Below are 18,650 nucleotides of genomic sequence, written 5' to 3' on the forward strand. Positions count from 1 at the left end.
TGGTCGTCAGGTGGCGGGCGGGGTGCATGCTCGCCTGTTGCTAACGTCTCGGCTTCCATACTGCCTGCACCGATGGCAGTCGAAGGAGGCAGCACCCCCATGGCCAAGGCGTCTGATCTGTTCGTCGCCGCGCTCCAGGCCGAAGGCGTGGAGTATGTGTTCGGCATTCCGGGCGAGGAGAACCTCGACCTGCTCGAGTCACTGCGCACTTCGGGCATCCGCCTGGTGCTGACCCGCCACGAGCAGGCCGCGGGCTTCATGGCCGCGACCTGCGGCCGGCTCACCGGCCGCGCCGGCGTCTGCCTGAGCACGCTCGGACCCGGGGCCACCAACCTGGTCACCGCGGCGGCCTACGCCCAGCTGGGTGCGATGCCGATGCTGATGATCACTGGCCAGAAACCGATCCGCAGCAGCCGCCAGGGCCATTTCCAGATCATCGACATGGTCGGCACCCTGCGCCCGCTGACCAAGTACACGCGCCAGCTGGTGTCCGCCGACAGCATCCCGGCACGCGTGCGCGAAGCCTTCCGGCGCGCGGAGGAAGAGCGCCCCGGCGCCACCCACCTGGAGCTGCCGCAGGACGTTGCCGGGGACCCGACCGATGCGGTACCGATCGCGAAGTCGTACTCGCGCCGGCCGGTGGCCGAGCACAAGGCGATCGCCCACGCCGCCGAAGCGATCCGCGCCGCCCGCCATCCACTGCTGATGATCGGCGCCGGCGCCAACCGCAAGACCACCGCGCGCGCGCTGCGCACCTTCGTCGACCGGCTCGGCATCCCATTCTTCAGCACCCAGATGGGCAAGGGCGTGCTGGATGAAACCGACCCGCTGTGGATCGGCACCGCGGCGCTGTCCGACCACGACTATGTGCACCGCGCGATCGACGCCGCCGACTGCATCGTCAACATCGGCCACGACGTCATCGAGAAGCCGCCGTTTTTCATGCGCGAGGGCCGGCGCACGGTGATCCACGTCAACTACGACGGCGCCGCGGTCGATGCCGTGTACTTCCCGCAGGTCGAGGTGGTCGGCGACATCGCCGATGCGGTCTGGCGCCTGTCCGAGGCCGTCGAGCCGCAGGCCCACTGGGATTTCGCCTTCTTCGATCGCGTGCGCGCGGCGCTGTGCGAGCAGCTGCAGGAGCGCAGTGACGACGGGCGCTTCCCCATGATCAGCCAGCGCATCGTCGCCGACCTGGCGCAGGCGCTCGGTCCCGACGACATCACCTGCCTCGACAACGGCCTCTACAAGCTCTGGTTCGCGCGCAACCACCGCTGCCGACGGCCGAACACCCTGCTGCTGGACAACGCGCTGGCAACGATGGGCGCCGGCCTGCCTTCGGCGATCGCCGCGGCCATCGTGCATCCCGGGCGCAAGGTGGTGGCGGTGTGTGGCGACGGCGGCTTCATGATGAACTCGCAGGAGATGGAGACCGCGGTCCGCCTTGGCCTGGACCTGGTGGTGCTGGTGCTGCGCGACGACGCCTACGGCATGATCAAGTGGAAGCAGGCGCACGAGGACTATCCGAACTTCGGCATGGACCTCGGCAATCCGGATTTCGTGAAATACGCGGAGAGCTACGGCGCGCGCGGCCACCGCCCCGCATCGGCCGATGAATTCCTGCCGCTGCTGCGGAAGGCGCTGGCAAGCCCCGGCATCGACCTGATCGACGTGCCGATCGATTACAGCGACGACGACTGGCTGTTGAACGAGGAGATCCCGCGGCTCAGCGCAGCGGTGGAGTGAGCGACCGGCACAAGGATTCGAGGAGGACAGCAACCATGCCCAGGCAGAAGAAGACGAATGCAGGAAGCCCGGCAGCCGGGACAACCGGCACTTCGGGAAAGACCGGCAAGACCAACAAGTCCGGCAAGGCTGGCAAAGCCGGCGGTACTGCCACGCCCGGCAAGTCCGGCACATCGGGCACATCCGGCAAGCGTGACGGACTTGCCGCCAGCTACCCCTATTACCTGGCCAACCGGCCGGTCGCGGCCAACACCGACCTGGACGTGCTGGACAAGTACAGCGGCAAGGTCGCCACGCGGGTCGCATTCGCCGATGCCGGCGCCGTGCGCAAGGCGATCGTGGCAGCGCACAAGGCGCGCCCGGCGATGGCCGCGTTCCCGCCCGATGCGCGCCGCGACGTGCTCGAACACTGCGTCCGCCGGTTCGGCGAACGTGCGGAAGAGCTTGCGCTGGCGCTGTGCATCGAGGCCGGCAAGCCGATCAGCGACGCCCGCGGCGAGGTCGAGCGCCTGGTCGACACCTTCCGCATAGCCGCCGGCGAAGCCACGCGCATCGGCGGCGAGGTGCTTGAGCTGCAGCTGTCCGAGCGCACCCGCGGCTACCGCGGCATGGTCAAACGCGTGCCGATCGGTGCATGCAGCTTCATCACGCCGTTCAACTTCCCGCTCAACCTGGTCGCGCACAAGGTCGCGCCGGCGATCGCGGCCGGCTGTCCCTTCGTGCTCAAGCCGGCGGCGAAAACCCCGATCGGCGCACTGATCATCGCCGAGGTGCTGGCCGAGACTGACCTGCCCAAGGGCGCGTTCTCGGTCCTGCCCTGCAGCAACGACGACGCGGCGCAGCTGGTGGAGGACGAGCGCATCGCCCTGCTGAGCTTCACCGGTGGCCTGGTCGGCTGGGAGCTGAAGGCGCGCGCGGGCAAGAAGAAAGTGACCCTGGAGCTCGGCGGCAACGCCGCCTGCATCGTCGACGCCGACCCCGGCGTCGATCTCGACCATGTGGTCGAGCGTCTGGTCTCCGGCGCCTATTACCAGTCGGGCCAGAGCTGCATCAGCGTGCAGCGCATCATCGCCCATGCCGACGTCTATCCCGCCTTGCGCCGCAAGCTCAAGGCTGCGGTCGCGAAGCTGCGCACCGGCGACCCGCGCAACGAGCGGACCTTCGTCGGCCCGATGATCGACGAGGCCGCGGCAACGCGCGTCGAGCAGTGGATCCGCGACGCGCGCAAGGCCGGCGCGAAGCTGGTCGCCGGCGGCGGGCGCGAGGGCAACATGCATCCGGCGGCATTGCTGGAAGGCGTGCCGCGCGATGCCGACCTGTACCGCAAGGAGGCGTTCGGGCCGGTGGCATGCATGGAATCGTTCGACGATTTCGACGACGCCCTGGCGCGCGCCAACGACAGTGATTTCGGCCTGCAGGCCGGCGTGTTCACTGCCAGCCTCGCGCACGCGATGCGCGCCTGGGACCGGCTGGACGTTGGCGGCGTGGTGGTGGGCGACGTGCCGAGCTTCCGCGTCGACAACATGCCCTACGGCGGCGTGCGCGACTCCGGCCTCGGCCGCGAAGGCGTGAAGAGCGCCATCGAGGACATGACCGAACCGCGCCTGCTCGTCATCCGCGACCACCCCGCGCCGTTGTAAGAGCAGCTACAGCTGCGACCGCCCCGATTTGCAGGAGCAGCTACAGCTGCGACCGTACCGGTCGTGGTGGAAGAAAAGGCCATAGCCGAGACCATCCAAGCCGTTGTGGGAGCGGCTATAGCCGCGATTGCTGTTTAGCGGCAAGCGCCGTGGAAGAGCGGCCGCAGCTATAGCTGCTCCTACAGGTAGGGGCGAGACGTGGAACCGCGGGAACCCCGATCCGCGCCGCGGCGCGTTGTCGCTCCTGCCCAACGACGGAGTCCCGCCCATGAACCGCCTCGCCTTCACCGCCACGCTCGCGGCCAGCCTGCTGCTCGCCGCCTGCCAGACCTCGCAGCACACCGTCGACACCCTCGACGCCCGCGCGCCGGATCCGTCCACGCCGCACGCGCCGATGCACGCGCCACCGCCCGCACCGCCCGCGCCATCCACCACGATGGCCCTTGAAACCACCGCCATGTCCGTGCAGGCGGATCGCGCCGCCGGCGCACAGGTGCGAAAGCTCCACGCCGCCTCACCGTTCCACCCCGGTCACCAGGTGATGCCCCCGCCGCGCCCCTGGCCGGCCGAACCCGCCAACACCGAGGAATACGCCGAGGTCGAGGACAACCCCGTGCGCCGCGCCTCCGAGCATCCGGTATCGACCTTCTCCGTCGACGTCGATACCGGCAGCTACAGCAACGTGCGCCGCATGCTGCGCATGGGCGTGCGCCCGCCGCCGGATTCGGTGCGCGCGGAGGAGTTCATCAACTACTTCAGCCATGGCCATCCGGCACCCGCCACGCGCGAGGTGCCGTTCCGCGTCACCACCGAAATCGCGCCCGCGCCCTGGGATCCGGCGCGGCACCTGCTGATGGTCGGCATCAAGGGCTATGACGTGTCCAAAGCCGAACTGCCACCGGCCAACCTGGTGTTCCTGGTCGACACCTCGGGCTCGATGCATTCGCCCGACAAGCTGCCGCTGCTGCGCCAGGCGTTCGCGGCGCTCACCGACCAGTTGCGCGCGCAGGACAAGGTCTCGATCGTGGCCTATGCGGGTTCCGCCGGCCTGGTGCTGCCGCCAACCCCGGGCGACCGCAAGGGCGAGATCCTGGCCGCGCTCGAGCGCCTGCAGGCCGGCGGTAGCACCAACGGCGGCGCCGGCATCACGCTGGCCTACGCCATGGCGCGCCAGGGCTATGTCGAAGGCGGCGCCAACCGCGTGATCCTGGCCACCGACGGCGACTTCAACGTCGGCACCATCGAACGCGGCTCGCTCGAGGCCCTGGTCGCCGACCAGCGCACGTCCGGCATCGCCCTGACCACGCTCGGCTTCGGCACCGGCAACTACAACGACGCCATGGCCGAGCGCCTGGCCGATGCCGGCGACGGCAACCACGCCTACATCGACACCCTGCTGGAGGCGCGCAAGGTGCTGGTGGAAGAGATGTCCTCGACGCTCCTGACCATCGCCCGCGACGTCAAGGTGCAGGTCGAGTTCAACCCGGCCGTCGTCGCCGAATATCGGCTGGTCGGCTACGCAAACCGCATGCTGCGCGAAGAGGACTTCGCCAACGACCGCGTTGACGCAGGCGACATCGGCGCCGGACACGAGGTGACCGCGCTGTACGAGATCGCGCTTGCCGGCTCCGGCGCCGAACGCCTGCCGCCGCTGCGCTACGGCGCAAGCGATTCGCAGGCCAAGGCCCGTACTAGCGAACTGGCCCACCTGCGCCTGCGCTACAAGCAGCCCGACAGCGACACCAGCCGCCTGATCGAAGTGCCCCTGCGCCGCGAGGACATCCGTGCCCAGGCCGGCCCTTCACTGCGCTTCGCCGCCACCGTCGCCGCCTTCGCCGATGCCCTGCGCGGCGGCCACAACCTCGGCGTCTGGGACTGGGACGCGATCTCGGCCAGCGCACGCGGCAGCCGTGGCGACGACCGCTGGGGCCTGCGCGCGGAATTCGCCGAACTGGTCGAGGCCGGGCGCGCGGTCACCCGCGGCGACAGTGATCGCGAACATGGCCGCGATGACGGCGGCCGCGACGAGGGCCGCGACACCCACGGTCACACCGGCGGCTGATCGATGCCCGCGCCCCGCCGCCGCTCAGGCCGCGCCGCGGCTCCCGGCGGCGGCCGCGGGCTTCGGTTGCCCGAACAGGAAGCCCTGGCCCATGGTGCAGCCGAGCTGGCGCAGGACCGCCGCCTGCCCTTCGGTCTCCACGCCTTCGCCGATGGTGTCGATACCGAGCGTGCCGGCCAGGGCCAGGATCGCGCGCACCAGTGCCAGGCTTTCGGGATGCATGGCATCGTCCAGGCCGGCGACGAAGCTCTGGTCGATCTTCAACGCGTGGATCGGGAACCGGTGCAGGTAGGACAGTGCCGAGAAGCCGGTGCCGAAGTCGTCGAGCAGCGCAAGGATGCCGCGTGCGCGCAACGTCTCGAGCATGCGCAGCGCGCGCGGGGCGTCGTCCAGCAGCGCCACCTCGGTGATCTCGATGCGCAGCCGCGCCGGTTCCGCGCCGCTGTCCTCGAGCATCTGCAGCAGGCGCTCGGCGAAGTTGTCGGAGTGGAAGTGCCGCGGCGACACGTTGATCGACACATAGCCCTCGCGGTGCTGCGCCATCCACGCGAACGCGCGCCGGTACACCAGCCAGTCGACCTGCTCGATCAGGCCGCTGTCCTCGCCCACGCCGATGAACTCCCCCGGCGGCAGCGGGCCACGCAGCTCGTGGTTCCAGCGCAGCAGCGCTTCGTGGCCAACCACCTGGCCGGTATCAAGATCGATGATCGGCTGGAACCAGGGCTCGAAGTCATCGGCAAGGATCGCGCGCCTGAGGTCGGCCTCGAGGTCCAGCAGGCGCGTGGCCTCGGCGCGCATCTCTTCGTCGAACAATTCGCTGCGGTCGCGCCCGCGGGCCTTGGCGCGGTACATCGCGGCGTCGGCGTCGCGCAGCAGGTCCTCGCCGTGGTGGTAGCGCGGCTGCCACATGGCGATGCCCACCGAGGCCGAGGGGAACAGTTCGCGGCCGGCGACCCACATCGGGCGGCCCAGCTCGGCGAGGATCCGCGCCGCCACGGCCTCCGCCACCGATTCGTCGCCGGCGTGGGCGAGCATGACCGCGAACTCGTCGCCGCCAAGGCGCGCGACCACGTCGTCCTCGCGCAGCATCCGCGCGATCCGACGCCCCGCTTCGACCAGCATCTCGTCACCGGCCGCGTGGCCGACGCTGTCGTTGACCAGCTTGAAGCGGTCGAGGTCGAGGAACAGCACCGCGAACGGCCCGCGCGCCTGCGTGCGGGTTTCGGCGATGGCAGCGTCGAGCCGGTCGAGCAGGTGGATGCGGTTGGGCAGCCCGGTGAGGTGGTCGTGTCGTGCCTGGTGGATCAGGCGCTCTTCGGCGCGCATGCGCTCGGAGACCTGCGCGCGCAGCTCGCGGTTGGTGTCCTCCAGCTCGCGCGTGCGCGCATCGACCCGGTGCTCGAGTTCGGCGTGGGCCGCCTTGAGGTGGTCCTGCGAACGCTTGCGCGCCAGCGCGCCGCCGATGTGGTGGGCGACGAAGGTCAAGAGCTTCTGGTCCTGCACCGTGAAGGCGATGTCCTGCGAATAGCTCTGCACCGCGATCACGCCCACCGCGATGCCGTCGCGCAGCAGCGGCACGCCGAGCCAGCAGTGCGCCAGCGTGCCGTGGTGGCGGAGCTCGCCGGAGGACTCCAGCCGCATGATCACTTCGCGATCGGCGAGCAACGCACGCCCGCTGTTGATCACGTATTCGCTCAGCCCGTGGATCATCCGCCGCGGCCGGCGCACGATGTCGCGCTCGTCCACCGAGTACGGGAACTCGATCCGGCCACCATCGCCCGACACCATCGCGATGTAGAAGTTGCGCGCATACAGCAGCTCGCCGACCACCGCGTGCAGGTCGCCATAGAAGCCTTCCATGCTTTCGGCGGTGAACGACAGTTCGCTGATCCGGAACAGCGCGCGCTGCAGGCGCTCGGCGCGCTGGCGTTCGATGATTTCCGCCTGCAGCACCTGGTTGGCCTGCTGCAGTTCGCGCGTGCGCGCATCCACCCGGCGCTCCAGCTCGGCCTGGGCGTGCTTGCGGTCCAGCGCGGTCAGGATGTGCTGGGCCACGAACTCGAGCAGCGCGCGGTCTTCGTCGGTGTAGCAGTCCGGCTGGTCGTAGCTCTGGACCACGATCGCCCCGCTGACCCGGCCCTCGCGGCGCATCGGCACGCCCAGCCAGTCCGCGGCATCCGGGCCGTGGGCCAGGTCGAGATCGACGGCCAGCTGCTTGCGGATCCGCTCCGTGGCCCCACGCAGCGGATGTCCGTGGCGCAGCAGGGCCACGGTCAGGCTGTTGGGCATCGTCGCGATCGGCGTCTCGATGCTGGCATCGGCAAGCCAGGGATCCAGCCTGTCGGCGAAGTACAGGAAACGCATGGTGTCGCGCACATCGTCATACAGGACGATGTAGAAATTCGCGGCCGACATCAGGCCGCCAACGATGCCGTGGATGCGCTTGAGCACCTCGGCCATCTCAAGGCCCGATCCGGCGAGGTCGGCGATCTCGTACAGGCTCTGCTGCAGCCGTTCCGACTTGCGCAGGGACTCGATCCGGGCCTCGGCCTGGGCCGAGGCGATGGTGGCCGAGACCAGGCGCCGCGCCAGCGCGCGCCAGGCATCGCGCGAGGACGGCGTCAGCGGCTCCGGCAGGCGTGCGGCAATGGCGACGCGCGCCTCGCCTTCGTTCCAGCATTCATCGATCATCGCGCCCCTGGACCCGCCCACGGCGGGCTTGCCGGCCATGAGGGCGGCCGCATGGGCCCTGAGCTGGCCCGGCACGCCCTCGACCTCCGAGGAACCCTGCCCCAGCCGCTCGTCGTCCCAGCACACGACCACGCCGGAGCCGGTGGGCAGCGATTGCGCAAGCATGCCCGCAAGCGCGGCCAAGTCGACCTCGCGCGGCGGCGATGTGAGCGCTATGTCCAGCATGACCTGCACCTGCGACGCCCTCTTCTCCAGTCAAGCACCATGAGGAAAACGGCGTATGCGCCGAGCGACGGCAAGACCGCGAGCCCACCCCCCGCGGGCACGGCTGCCATCATGCCCGCTGGACCCGGCCCGCGCACGGACTTCCCGCGATGTCGCCCAGGGCTTAACCTCATGCCGATGGACGCCTCACGGGGACATGGCCACGTCGATGCCAGCGACGCGGCCGACGACGATGCGCTGATGCTGGCCTGGGCGCAGGGCGACATCGGCGCGTTCGAAACCCTGTATGCGCGCCACCGTGAGCGCCTGTACCGCTTCCTGCGGCGCCAGCTGCGCGACCCCGGCCTGGCCGACGAGGTCTTCCAGGACACCTGGCAGCGGGTGGTGGCAGCCGGCCGCGACTGGCGCCCGGAGACCGCGTTCGCATCCTGGCTGTACCGGATCGCACGCAACCTGGTGGCCGACCATTGGCGCGCCCGGCAGTATCGCCCGCCGGCGCCCGTCGACGCCGAGGAGCGCACGCTGCGGGTCGAAGACCCGGACAGCCCGGAGCTTCAGATGGATGCCTTCGAGCGCCGCCGTGAGCTGCAGCAGGCCCTCGACACCCTGCCCGACGAGCAGCGCGAGGTGGTGCTGCTGCGCCTGGAGCAGGAGCTCAGCCTTGAGGAAATCGGCGAGATCACCGGCGTTGGCCGTGAAACGGTGAAGTCGCGCCTGCGCTACGCCATGGACAAGCTGCGCGCGGCCCTGGCCCCGCCGGCCGCTGCCACCGCGCAGGAGGAAGGACGATGACGCGCCCGACCGGCCCCGACCCGCTGCAGCCGACCGAGCGCGAGCTGGCCGATGCGCTGGCGCAGACGGCGTCGACGCGAGGTCCGTCGGCAGGGCTGGACGCGACCATCCTGGCGGCTGCGCGCGAGGCTGCAGGCGATAGGATGACTGCGCAGGCAGCGGACGTGGCGGCCGAAACGGTGCGATCGGGAACGACGGCCGCGACAGCAACGGCAACGGCAACGACGTCGACGTCAGGCGCCGGGCATCACCGCCGGCGGCGCAGTCCCGCCTGGCTGCGCGGTGGCGCGCTGGCCGCGACCCTGGTGATCGCGGTCGGCGTGGCGTGGCAGATGAGGTCATCGCTGGAGCCGCCCGTAATGACGGTTGAAACCGAAGCGCCCGCAGCGTCGATCCGTTCCGTGCCGGAAGCCGCCCCATCACCGGCGGAGGCTGCACGAGCGCGCACGGCCGCGCAGGATGCGGCCAGCGAGGCGATGCCGGCCTCGGAACCGGCTGCGCCTCCACTCGAACCATCCGCCGCTCCACGCCCTGCCGTTCCTTCCCGAATTGAAACGACATCGGCCGCGGTCGATGCCCGCGATGCCGCCGCCGCAGGACAGGCGCGCCGCGCAGCGGCATCATCGCGCCCCGACGCCGCATCGGAAGCGCTGAAAGCACGGGTAGAACGCCGCGAAGCGCCACCCGTGGTCTTCGACGCACCCTCGCCCATGGACACGCCGGCAGCCGCTCCGCCGCCCGCACCGCCTGCGCCCCCGGCCCCACCAGCCCCCTCGCCGCAACGACCCGCGTCGATGCTCGTGCTGCCACCCCCGGCCGATTCCGCAGCCCGGCCGGAAGCCGCCGCCACGCAGTCCGCGGACATGGCTGAAGACCACGACCACGTCGAGGACTGGTTCGACCAGCCGCTGGACGACACGCCACCGGCCTCGGTGGACTCACCCGCCGTGCGCGAAGCCTGGCTGGCCCGGATCCGCGAGCTGGTCGCCGCCGAACGCTATTACGAGGCACGCGAAAGCTTCGCCGAGTTCCGCCGCCGCCACCCCGACGCCCCGCTGCCCGAGGGGCTGCGCTCCCTGCTGGAAGAATGAGCACCACGCTGGCCGCGGCCGCCGCGCACGAACTCGTGATCAAGCACAGCCGCTTCCTGGCCAACGCGATGCCGGTGGAGGATGTCGACGCCGCCGCGGCCTTCATCGCCGCGATTTCGGTGCCCGACGCCACCCACAACTGCTGGGCCTGGCGCCTTGGCAGCGCCTACCGCTCCAGCGACGACGGCGAACCCGCCGGTACCGCCGGCCGCCCGATCCTGGCCGCGATCGACGGCCAGGGCCTCGATGGCGTGGTGGTGGTGGTCACGCGCTGGTACGGCGGCATCAAGCTCGGCGCAGGCGGCCTGGTGCGCGCCTACGGAGGCACCGCGGCCGAATGCCTGCGCACCGCCGAGCGGCGCGAAGTGGTGGAGATGGCCGAAGTCGAGGTCACCTGCCCCTTCGCCGACCTCGCTGCGGTACACGCCGCGCTGCCTGCATTCGATGCAGAAAAGCTGAGCGAGGACTTCGCCGTCGACGGCGTCCACTTCCGCCTGCGCCTGCCGGCCAGCCGCCTGGCGGACCTGGTCGGCCACCTGCGCGACGCCACGCGCGATCGCGCACGCGTAAGCGACCCATAGGCCCGGGGCATCGGCGACAATGGCCGGATGGCCCAGTTCGCGAACACTCCCACACCGCCCCCTGCGCAAGGCGCGCGCGAAGACGATTCCACCGGCAAGACCAGGGTCCCGCTGTCGACCCTGCGGCCGCTGTGGCCGTTCCTCGGCCGACACAGGGCCCTGCTGGCGGCATGGCTGCTCGCCCTGCTGGCATCCAGCACCGCGACCCTGAGCCTGCCGCTGGCGGTGCGGCGCATGATCGACGACGGCTTCGCCAGCGGTGCCGGCATCGATGCCGCGTTCGTGCTGCTGTTCCTGGTGACGCTGGCGCTGGCCATCGCCACCGCGGCGCGCTTCTTCTTCGTCTCCCTGCTCGGCGAGCGCGTGGTCGCCGACCTGCGCACGCAGCTGTTCAGCCACCTCATGGGCCTGGACCAGTCCTTCTACGAACGCAGCCGCACCGGCGAGCTGGTCTCGCGCCTGACCGCCGATACCGAGCTGCTGCGCGGCGTGGTCGCGACCAGCATGTCGGTGGCCCTGCGCAGCGTGGTGATGGTGCTCGGCAGCGTGGCCATGCTGATGGTGACCAGCCCCCGGCTGGCAGCCTGGACGCTGGTCGGGATCCCGCTGGCGGTGCTGCCGCTGGTGCTCGGCGGGCGCCGCCTGCAGAAGATCTCGCGCCAGAGCCAGGACCGCGTGGCCGACGCCAACGCCCTGGCCACCGAGACCCTGGGCGCCGTCGACACCGTGCAGTCGCATGCCCGTGAAAACCATGAGCGCGGCCGCTTCGGCACGGCCGTGGCGACCGCGGTGGCGGTGGCGCGCAAGCGCATCGGCGTGCAGGCGCTGGTGACCGCGGTCGCGATCTCGGTGATTTTCGGCGCCATCACCCTGGTGCTGTGGCTGGGCGCTCACGACGTCGCCGACGGCCGCATGAGCGCGGGCACGCTGGGGCAGTTCGTGCTGTACGCGATGTTCGGCGCGGGCTCGGTGGGCGCGCTTGCCGAAGTCTGGAACGAGCTGCAGAAGGCGGCCGGCGGCATGGGCCGGATCGGCGAACTGCTGGATGAAGAGGCCGCCGTGGTGGCACCTGCCGCGCCGAAGACGCTGCCGCAGCCGGTGCGCGGCGCGGTGGCGATGCGCGACGTCGTATTCCACTACCCCACCCGACCCGACGCAGCGGCGTTGGAAGGCTTCACGCTTGAAGTCGCGCCTGGCGAAACCGTGGCCCTGGTCGGCCCCTCAGGCGCCGGCAAGAGCACCGTGTTCTCGCTGCTGCAACGCTTCCGCGATCCACAGTCGGGCAGCGTCTCGCTCGATGGCATTGACCTGCGCGAACTCGAACCCACCGCCCTGCGCGAGGCCATGGCCCTGGTGCCGCAGCGGCCGACGATCTTCGCCGCCAGCGCCGCTGACAACATCCGCTACGGCCGCCTGGATGCGACCGACGCCGAGGTCGAAGCGGCCGCGCGCGCCGCCGAAGCGCACGAGTTCATCGCCGAGCTGCCCGAAGGCTATGCCTCCGAGCTGGGCGAGCGTGGCGCCCGCCTGTCCGGCGGCCAGCAGCAGCGCGTGGCCATCGCCCGCGCCCTGCTGCGCGACGCACCGGTACTGCTGCTGGACGAGGCCACCTCCGCGCTCGACGCGCAAAGCGAGCGCGCGGTGCAGCACGCACTCGAGCGCCTGATGGAAGGTCGCACCACGATCGTGGTCGCCCACCGCCTGGCCACCGTGCTGCGCGCCGACCGAATCGTGGTGATGGACCACGGCCGCATCGTCGCCGAGGGCACGCACTCCGAACTGCTGGCGCAGGGTGGGCTGTATGCCGAACTTGCGCGCCTGCAGTTCCTCGACGCCGCGCCCGCCTCTGCGCCATAGGCCGGCAAACCCATCTGCAGGAGCAGCTATAGCTGCGATCCGCACAACGGCATCCCGCACCCTGTGGGAGCGGCTATAGCCGCGATCCGTACAACGACGTCGCAGCTGTGGCTGCTCCTGCAACAGCCGAATCTTCCCGGCCGCTTCACCTCTGCCATCGATTTTTCCGCTCTATCCGCGTAAATCCGCTCTGATCCGCGTAAATCCGTGGCAAAAAAGGCTTTTCAACCAGGTAACGCCCGCGCAATGACCTCGCCATGGCCAACCCCGACCGGCAGCGTTCCCAACGCCAGACCATGCTCGCATCCCAGGCGGCTGCGGCAGAAATCTTCAGCCACCGGGCTACCGGCGCGCAGCAGCACCGAGGCCTGCAGCGCCAGCGCCAGGCGTTCGACCAGCATCCTTGATCCCGCCTCATCCGCGGCGCCGAGCAGGTCTTCAAGCGTTGCGGCCACGGCATCTAGCGCAGGATGCATTCCGCGCGCGGCTTCGATCTCGGCGCGCAGCGCGTTCGCGGCCGCCGGCTCGCGCTTCAGCGCGCGCAGCACGTCCAGGCACTGGATGTTGCCGCTGCCTTCCCAGATGGAGTTCAGCGGCGCCTGCCGGTACAGCCGCGGCAGGAGCGACTCCTCGATGTAGCCGGCGCCGCCCAGGCACTCCTGCGCCTCGTTCACCACCGCGGGCGTACGGCGGCAGATCCAGTACTTACCGATGGCGGTGGCGATGCGTGCGAACGCGGCTTCGGCAGGATCGCGTTCCGCGGCGTCGACCGCGCGCGCCACGCGCATTGACAGCGCCAGCGCGGCTTCGGTCTCGATCGCGATGTCGGCCAGCACGTTGCGCATCAGCGGCTGCGCCGACAGCGGCCGCCCGAAGGCGCTGCGGTGGCGTGTGTGGTGGACCGCCTGCGCCAGCGCCATGCGCATGCAGCCGGCGGAGCCCAACATGCAGTCCAGCCGCGTCAGCATCACCATCTGCAGGATGGTCGCCACGCCGCGGCCCTCGTCGCCGACACGCCACGCCAGCGCATCCTGGAACTCGACTTCGCTGGAGGCATTCGACCAGTCGCCGAGCTTGTCCTTCAGGCGCATCAGGGTGAAGGCGTTGCGTTTGCCGTCGGGCAGCCTGCGCGGCATCAGCAGGCAGGTCAGGCCGCCGGGCGCCTGCGCCAGCACCAGGAAGCCGTCGGACATCGGCGCCGACATGAACCATTTGTGGCCGACCAGGGTGTAGGCATCGCCGCCCTCACCGCTGGGCGTGGCGATGGTCGCGTTGGCACGCACGTCGCTGCCGCCCTGCTTTTCGGTCATGCCCATGCCGAGCGTGACGCCTGGCTTGTCGCCGATCGCCACGTCGCGCACGTCGTAGCGGCAGGCGGCGACCTTGTCGGCCCACTCGCGCAGCGCGGGCGCCTGGCGCAGCACGGGCATCGCGGCGTGGGTCATGGTCAGCGGACAGCTGCTGCCGGGTTCGGCCTGGTAGTGCAGGTAGGCCAGCGCCGCGCGCGCGACGTGTGCGCCGGGTTCCGGCCGCGCCCACGACAGCCCGGCGACGCCGTGCGCGATCGCGGTCTCCATCACGCGGTGGTAGGAGGGGTGGAATTCGACGCGGTCGATGCGGTGCCCGGTGGCGTCGTGCGTGAGCAGTCGTGGGCGGTCGCGATGTGCGTCGTGCGAAAGCGCCAGCAGCTCGCCGCCGGCGAGCGCGCCGTAGGTCGCAACCTCATTGGCGAACGCCTGGCCACCTTCGCGGGCCAGCGCCTCGCGCAGCGCGACATCGTCATGCCAAAGGTCGCGCGACGTGAACGGCGGCGGCTGATTGACGACCTTGTGCGTCTGGAATGGCTTCATCGCACAGCTCCCGGCGGGTCCATCGCGAACGTTAGCACCCTGTGGAAGCGGCTATAGCCGCGATGCTTCTACCGGCTTGGATCGCGGCTATAGCCGCTCCCACAAAAACCGGGCATGGTCTGCGACGCTGCGGCGCTACCAGTCGGTCGGGCGGTAGTCCTTCAGGAACTGGCCCCAGACGTGCTCGCCGGTGTTGAGGCCGGCGATGATCGGGTCGACGATGCGCGCGGCGCCGTCGACGATGTCGAGCGGCGGGTGGAAGCGCTCTTCGATGGTCTTGCGCGCGGCGATCTCCACCGGGTCCTCGTCGGTCACCCAGCCGGTGTCGACCGAGTTCATGTGGATCCCGTCGCCGTGGTAATCGGCGGCCGAGGTGCGCGTCATCATGTTGAGCGCGGCCTTGGCCATGTTGGTGTGCGGGTGCCGGGTGGTCTTGAAGTTGCGGTAGAACTGCCCCTCCACCGCCGACACGTTGACGATGTGGCGGTCGGGCGCGGGCGGCGAGCCGTCCGGCGTGCGCAGCATCAGCGGCTTCAGGCGCGCGTTGATCAGGAAGGGCGCGATCGCGTTGACCAGCTGCACTTCCAGCAGCTCCACCGAGGGCACCTCGTCCATCTGCAGGCGCCAGGAGTTGCGCCCGCGCAGGTCGACCTGCTGCAGGTCCTGGTCCAGGCGGCCTTCGGGGAACAGGTGCGACTGGCCCAGCAGCTCTTCGGCCAGCAGCGGCACCTGCGACAGCTCCGCGGCGCGGGTCAGGCCGGCGGCGGCCTCGTGCCGCGGCTCGCGGCCGGCAAGCGCGGTGGCCGCGCCGTCCGGCAGCAACGCGTCCGCGCGCAGGCCTTCATAGCGGCCCAGCAGCCTGCGCAGGTGCTCCGGCGCGTCGTGCAGCGCCGCGGTCTCGGCGGCCATCATGTGCGTGTAGAAACCCGGTGGGCGGCGCACGGTCTGGCAGGCGTTGTTGATGATGAAGTCGAGGCGGTCGTGGGTGGCCAGCAGCTCGCTGCAGAACGCCTCCACGCTCGGCGTATGCCGCAGGTCGAGCCCGAAGATTTCCAGGCGATCGTGCCATTCGGCGAAGTCCGGCTCCTCGGCGTAACGCGCCGCGGAGTCGCGCGGGAAGCGCGTGGTCACGATCAGCCGCGCGCCGCAGCGCAGCAGCTTCAGCCCGGCCTGGTAGCCGATCTTGACCCGGCCGCCGGTCAGCAGCGCCACCCTGCCGGTCAGGTCGGTGAGCTCGGTGCGCTTGGCGAAGTTGAAGTCCGCGCACTCCGGGCACAGCTGGTCGTAGAAGTGGTGGATGCGCGAGTACTTCTGCTTGCACACGTAGCAGTGCTGCGGCTCCAGGGTCTCGTGGTGCGCGGGCACGTCGGCGTCGAGGTCGCGCGGGGTGAAGTCCGCCGGCGGGAAATAGTTGGGCGTGGTGAACACCGGCTGGCGGCGCAGGGTGCGGATGCCGGTGGCGTCGAGGATCGCATCGTCGCGCTCGTTTTTGGCCTGCACGCGGCTGCGCTTCTGTTGCTTGCGGCGCTGGCGGCGCGCGACGGCATCCACCGGCGCGCCAAGTGCTGCGACCGCGCGGTGCAGGCGCTCGCGGGTGGCATCGTCCAGCGCGTCGAGCAGCGCATGGTCCGCGGCGACGGTTTCAAGGGTGTCGGTGGCAAGCTTCAGCCGCGCTTCGATGGATTCAGCGGGCAGCTGCGGGCGGGCGCCAGGAGCGCCCGGTGGGTTCGTGGTCATGCGCATAGTTTGCGGGCTGGGCGGCGCAAACGACAGCGCGGGCTTGCGCCACCGGGCGGCCAACGCCGTTACCGCCGTCACCGCGCCGGGCTTATCCTGTGCGCCCCGCCCCCTGGCCGCACCCCATGCACGCCCCCGACAGTGAGTTCGACCCCGACGACAACTACGCCGGCGGCTTCGACCCGGACCTGGAGATCGACGAGGACGCCGGCAGCGAAGCGCTGGTCTGGCAGCTGCTGCTGCTCATCAACCCGGGCGACGAAGAAACCGCCCTGCAGCAGTTCAGCGCCTACCAGGACACCACCGCCGACGCCGGCGAGGACGAGTACGAGCCGGCCTGGGTGCTGAAGGACATCATCGACTGGAAGTCCGGTTTCCAGGTCCACGACGACGATGCCGCCGCGTTGGTGGAAAGCATCAACGAACTGGTCGCCCGCTGGAACCTCGAGCTGGACTGGGGCGTGGAGGATCCGACCGATGCCGAGTTCCTGGACGACGCCAGAATCCCCGATCTGGTGCACGTGGCCTACGACGCGCTGCGCGCCTATGGCTACACGCTGTGGGTGTGGGAGACGGGCACCGAGACCACGGCGGGGTGGATTGCGCTGAGTCGGGATGACGAGGCGATGCGCGTGATTGCGCCGGCGCTGGGAATCGAGCTGCGGCCGGGTGGATTGGCCTGACGCGGCCGACTGACCCGGGGAGCCTTCGGCCAGGTCTTCCGCCAGGCGCGTGCGCGCGCAGCCGCGACACACAGTTCCAGGCCGGATTCGCCCAAAAGCCGGGACTTCGCGACCTCCGGGGCCACAATGGCCAATGGACCGATGATGGGCGATAAGAGGACGCGAACATGAAGGCTTACCGGATCCCGCATGGCGGGAAGATCGACGGACTGCGGCTGGAAGACATTATCGAGCGGCCGCTTGGAGCCCACGAAGTGCGCGTCAGGGTGCGTGCCGTGTCGCTGAACTATCGCGACCTGATGGTCGCCAACGGTGTGTATCCGGTCAAGGTCGATGACCCTGTCATCCCCTGTTCCGACGGCGCCGGCGATGTCATCGCGGTCGGCTCGATGGTCAGCCGGGTCAAGCCGGGTGACCGGGTGGCGGCATCCTTCTTTCCTCATTGGCTTGAAGATGCGCCGGATCAAAACAAATTCCGGAGCGCACTCGGTGGCGACATCGACGGCATGCTCGCCGAGGAAGTCACCCTGCATGAAGACTCCCTGGTGCAGTTCCCGGACGCGCTGGACTACTTCGAGGCCTCCACCCTCCCCTGCGCAGGCGTCACCGCATGGAACGCCATCTTCGAATCATCCGATCTCCGCCCCGGCGATACCGTGCTCCTGCTGGGCACCGGTGGTGTTTCGATCCTGGGCCTGCAGCTGGCAAAGGCCGCGGGCCTGCAGGTGATCATCACCTCGTCCAGCGATGAAAAACTGGCGCGCGCCCGTGCCCTGGGTGCGGACGTGGCGATCAACTACCGCACGAACCCCGAGTGGCAGGACGAGGTGCTGCGCCACACTGGCGGCAAGGGAGTCGACGTGGTGCTGGAAGTGGGCGGCCAGGGCACCGTCACCCGTTCAGTCGCATCCACCGCCGTGGGCGGCACCATCGCCATCATCGGCGGCGTCAGCGGTTTCGGCGGCGAGCTCAACCCGTTCACTTTGGCGACCACCGCCAAGCGCATGGTCGGCATTTACGTCGGCAGCCGCGCCATGCTGGAACAGACGGCCCGTCTCGTGGCCGCGAACGGCATCAAGCCGGTGGTCGATCGCGTGTTCCCGTTCGCCGAGGCGAAGGAGGCGTACCGCCACCTGGAGTCCGGCACGCATTTCGGGAAAGTGGTGATCGAGGTGGCGAAGGCCTAGAGCAGCACAAAACAAATCCGGTGCCAGCGCCGTTGTGTTCTCGGCGGGCGCCGGCGGTGGGAGCCCGCAGCGCACGCATGCCGTCGACTACCAAGCCGCGACCCGCGCCATGCAAGCGGCGGAGCAGGCCGGCGTCACCCGCTTCGTCATGGTGTCCTATGCCGGCGCCAACATGCACGTCAACCAGCTCGACCCGACGGACCCGTTCTACTCCTATGCCAAAGCCAAGCATGATGCGGATGCGAAGCTGCGCGAGACCGGGTTGGACTACACCATCCTCGGGCCCGGCCTGCTCACGCTGGAACCGGCAACAGGGAAAATCCTGCGAGCGGTAATGGCAGGCGCGGACTGGCCGGAAGACAAACGCGTCACCTCGCGGGCCAATGTCGCCGAAGCGATTGCACACGTCATCAAGACCGGCGCTGCCAGCCGCCAGACCGTGGATTTCTACGACGGAGATACCCCGCTCGCCGAGGTGATGGATCAAGGCTGATCCATGGCGAGTCCG

General features: G+C 69.8%; 12 protein-coding genes and 1 pseudogene. 10 read left to right on the forward strand and 3 right to left on the reverse strand.

What is annotated here, in order from left to right; all coding sequences use genetic code 11:
- Positions 1–99 precede the first annotated feature (99 nt).
- From ACW7GZ_RS06195 to ACW7GZ_RS06205, 3 genes are all read left to right on the forward strand, one after another.
- A complete protein-coding gene (locus tag ACW7GZ_RS06195; RefSeq protein ID WP_457003195.1) occupies positions 100–1,746 on the forward strand; it encodes an acetolactate synthase large subunit in 1,647 nt (548 codons plus the stop codon).
- Between the two features lie 35 nt (positions 1,747–1,781).
- Positions 1,782–3,386, forward strand: a complete 1,605-nt coding sequence (locus ACW7GZ_RS06200) for an aldehyde dehydrogenase family protein (protein WP_457003193.1) — start codon at positions 1,782–1,784, stop codon at positions 3,384–3,386.
- 268 nt (positions 3,387–3,654) lie between these two features.
- The gene (locus ACW7GZ_RS06205; RefSeq protein WP_457008414.1) at positions 3,655–5,448 is read left to right on the forward strand and encodes a vWA domain-containing protein; all 1,794 of its coding nucleotides are present in this window, start codon (positions 3,655–3,657) and stop codon (positions 5,446–5,448) included.
- A 24-nt stretch (positions 5,449–5,472) separates the two neighbouring features.
- On the opposite strand, the gene ACW7GZ_RS06210 is transcribed toward ACW7GZ_RS06205, so the two are convergent.
- Positions 5,473–8,364 (reverse strand): EAL domain-containing protein, encoded by a 2,892-nt coding sequence (locus tag ACW7GZ_RS06210; RefSeq protein WP_457003189.1) that lies wholly within the window; start codon positions 8,362–8,364, stop codon positions 5,473–5,475.
- A 171-nt stretch (positions 8,365–8,535) separates the two neighbouring features.
- Between ACW7GZ_RS06210 and ACW7GZ_RS06215 the strand changes: the two genes are divergently transcribed.
- The 4 genes from ACW7GZ_RS06215 to ACW7GZ_RS06230 are packed head-to-tail and all read left to right on the forward strand — an operon-like array spanning position 8,536 to position 12,685.
- The gene (locus ACW7GZ_RS06215) at positions 8,536–9,156 is read left to right on the forward strand and encodes an RNA polymerase sigma factor (protein ID WP_457003188.1); all 621 of its coding nucleotides are present in this window, start codon (positions 8,536–8,538) and stop codon (positions 9,154–9,156) included.
- Positions 9,153–10,247, forward strand: coding sequence for a hypothetical protein (locus ACW7GZ_RS06220; protein WP_457008416.1), 1,095 nt, complete (start codon positions 9,153–9,155; stop codon positions 10,245–10,247). The genes ACW7GZ_RS06215 and ACW7GZ_RS06220 overlap by 4 nt, the downstream gene beginning before the upstream one ends.
- Positions 10,244–10,828 (forward strand): IMPACT family protein, encoded by a 585-nt coding sequence (locus ACW7GZ_RS06225; RefSeq protein ID WP_457008418.1) that lies wholly within the window; start codon positions 10,244–10,246, stop codon positions 10,826–10,828. The genes ACW7GZ_RS06220 and ACW7GZ_RS06225 overlap by 4 nt, the downstream gene beginning before the upstream one ends.
- Positions 10,829–10,855: 27 nt before the next feature.
- Complete coding sequence (locus ACW7GZ_RS06230) at positions 10,856–12,685, forward strand: ABC transporter transmembrane domain-containing protein (protein WP_457008420.1); 1,830 nt, start codon at positions 10,856–10,858, stop codon at positions 12,683–12,685.
- Between the two features lie 224 nt (positions 12,686–12,909).
- Here ACW7GZ_RS06230 and ACW7GZ_RS06235 read toward each other — a convergent pair whose 3' ends face one another.
- On the reverse strand, positions 12,910–14,535 hold the full coding sequence (locus ACW7GZ_RS06235; protein ID WP_457008422.1) for an acyl-CoA dehydrogenase family protein: 1,626 nt from the start codon (positions 14,533–14,535) through the stop codon (positions 12,910–12,912).
- A 135-nt stretch (positions 14,536–14,670) separates the two neighbouring features.
- Positions 14,671–16,272, reverse strand: a complete 1,602-nt coding sequence (locus tag ACW7GZ_RS06240) for an SDR family NAD(P)-dependent oxidoreductase (protein ID WP_457008424.1) — start codon at positions 16,270–16,272, stop codon at positions 14,671–14,673.
- A 125-nt stretch (positions 16,273–16,397) separates the two neighbouring features.
- Between ACW7GZ_RS06240 and ACW7GZ_RS06245 the strand changes: the two genes are divergently transcribed.
- The 3 genes and pseudogenes from ACW7GZ_RS06245 to ACW7GZ_RS06255 form a co-directional block, all read left to right on the forward strand.
- A complete protein-coding gene (locus ACW7GZ_RS06245) occupies positions 16,398–16,955 on the forward strand; it encodes a DUF6630 family protein (protein ID WP_457003177.1) in 558 nt (185 codons plus the stop codon).
- Between the two features lie 167 nt (positions 16,956–17,122).
- Complete coding sequence (locus ACW7GZ_RS06250; RefSeq protein ID WP_457008425.1) at positions 17,123–18,142, forward strand: zinc-dependent alcohol dehydrogenase family protein; 1,020 nt, start codon at positions 17,123–17,125, stop codon at positions 18,140–18,142.
- A gap of 28 nt (positions 18,143–18,170) precedes the next feature.
- A pseudogene (locus ACW7GZ_RS06255) lies at positions 18,171–18,635 on the forward strand (NAD(P)H-binding protein); the annotation flags it as partial.
- Between the last annotated feature and the right edge of the window lie 15 nt (positions 18,636–18,650).

Source organism: Luteimonas sp. A537, assembly GCF_054052065.1.